The organism is Pseudomonas sp. RL_105y_Pfl2_101, assembly GCF_963970585.1.
Taxonomy (GTDB): domain Bacteria; phylum Pseudomonadota; class Gammaproteobacteria; order Pseudomonadales; family Pseudomonadaceae; genus Aquipseudomonas.
Genome location: NZ_CAXAPG010000099.1, coordinates 1 through 2251 on the forward strand (window position 1 = coordinate 1; position 2251 = coordinate 2251).

General features: G+C 64.6%; 1 protein-coding gene. It reads left to right on the forward strand.

Features of this window, described 5'->3' with window-relative positions:
• On the forward strand, positions 1–2251 hold a 2251-nt coding region (locus tag AACY31_RS28515), incomplete at both ends, for a condensation domain-containing protein (RefSeq protein ID WP_339505613.1).

The window sequence follows — 2251 nt, forward strand, 5'->3', positions numbered from 1 at the left end:
TATCGCACTGGCGACCTGGGCCGCTACCTGCCGGACGGCAACATCGAATACCTGGGCCGCAACGACGACCAGGTGAAGATCCGTGGTTTCCGCATCGAGCTGGGCGAGATCGAAGCCAAGCTCGCCCGCCACGAAGCGCTGAAAGAAACCGTAGTCGTGGCCCGCGAAGACATACCAGGCGACAAGCGCCTGGTGGCCTATTTCACCCAACACTCGCCGGACGAAGCCGTAGACATCGAAACCCTGCGCACGCACCTGCAAACGCAGTTGCCAGCGTATATGGTGCCCGCCGCCTACGTGCGCCTCGATGCGCTGCCGCTGACCCCCAACGGCAAGCTCGACCGCAAGGCCTTGCCAGCACCGGACCTCGACGCGCTGATCACCCGTGGCTACGAAGCCCCGCAAGGCGAGGTCGAAACCACCCTGGCGCGGCTCTGGCAAGATTTGCTCAAGGTCGAACGCGTGGGCCGTCACGATCATTTCTTCGAACTGGGCGGGCATTCGCTGCTGGCGGTCAGCTTGATCGAGCGGATGCGCCAGGCCGGCTTGAGCGCCGATGTGCGCGTGCTGTTCAGCCAACCGACCCTGGCCGCGCTGGCGGCGGCTGTCGGCAGCGGGAAGGAGGTCAGCGTTCCGGCCAACCTGATTGCGCCGGACTGCGAACACATCACCCCCGAACTGCTGCCGCTGGCCAACCTGTCCCAGGCGACCCTCGACCGCCTCGTGGCGACGGTGCCGGGTGGTGCGCGCAATGTGCAGGACATTTATCCGTTGGCGCCGCTGCAGGAAGGCATTCTCTACCATCACCTGGCTGCCGAGCAGGGCGACCCGTATCTGCTTCAATCGCAGTTTGCCTTCGACAGCCAGGAACGTCTCGACGGGTTCGTCCAGGCGTTGCAGGTGGTCATTGATCGCCACGACATCTTGCGCACCAGCATTGTGTGGGACGGTTTTGACGAGCCTATGCAAGTGGTCTGGCGCGAAGCCAGGCTGCACCTCGAAGTACTCGATCTCGACCCGGCCGCGGGTGATACCGTTGGGCAACTGCGCCAGCGTTTCGACCCGCGCCATCACCGTATCGATGTCGCCCAGGCACCGCTGATGCGCTTGGCTTATGCAAGGGATGAGGCCAACGATCGCCTGGTCGCGACACTGTTGTTCCATCACATCGCCCTGGACCACACGGCGATGGACGTGGTGCAGCACGAGATGCAAGCGCACCTGCTGGGTGAAGCCGGGCAACTGGCCGAAGCGGTGCCTTATCGAAATTACGTGGCCCAGGCCCGCTTGGGCGTGAGTTGCGAAGAGCATGAGGCGTTCTTTCACGACATGCTCGGCGATATCGACGAGCCGACGCTGCCCTTCAACCTGCAGGATGTGCAGAGCGGCGGACGCGATATCGAAGAGACCAGCCAGTCGGTGGATGCCGGCCTGGACCAGCGCCTGCGGGCCCAGGCCCGTCAACTGGGGGTGAGTGCCGCCAGCCTGGTGCATCTGGCGTGGGCGCAAGTGCTGGCCAAGGTGTCCGGCAAGCAGGAGGTGGTGTTCGGTACGGTCCTGATGGGCCGGATGCAGGCGGGCGAGGGCGCTGACCGCGCACTGGGGATGTTCATCAATACCTTGCCGCTGCGCGTGAGCCTGGGCGACCAAGGCGTCAAGGCAGGCGTCAAGGCGGTCCATGGGCAACTGACGGCCTTGCTCGGGCACGAACATGCCTCGCTCGCGCTGGCCCAGCGTTGCAGTGGCGTGGCGGCGCCGCTGCCGCTGTTCAGCGCCTTGCTTAACTATCGGCACCGCGCTACGGGCGAGGCGTCGGCACAGGCACTGCAAGCATGGTGTGGCATCCACGTCCTGGACGGGGAAGACCGCACCAATTATCCGCTGACCTTGAACGTCGATGACCTGGGTAGCGGTTTCAACCTGACGGTGCTGGTCGCGCAGCAGATCGGCGCCCAACGGGTCTGCGCTTATATGCACGCAGCGCTACAGACGCTGGTGCAGGCACTGGAACAGACGCCACAGGCGGCGCTGTATCGCCTGTCGATCTTGCCCGACGCGGAACGCGAGCAACTGCTGGTGACGTTCAACGCCACCGAGGCTGACTATCCGCAGCAGCAGACGACTCATGGGTTGTTCGAGGAACAGGTCCAGCGTACCCCGGATGCCGTGGCGGTGATTCGCGGCGGGCAACGCCTGAGCTACGGGGAACTGAACGAGCGGGCCAACCGCCTGGCCCATTACCTGCGCAAGC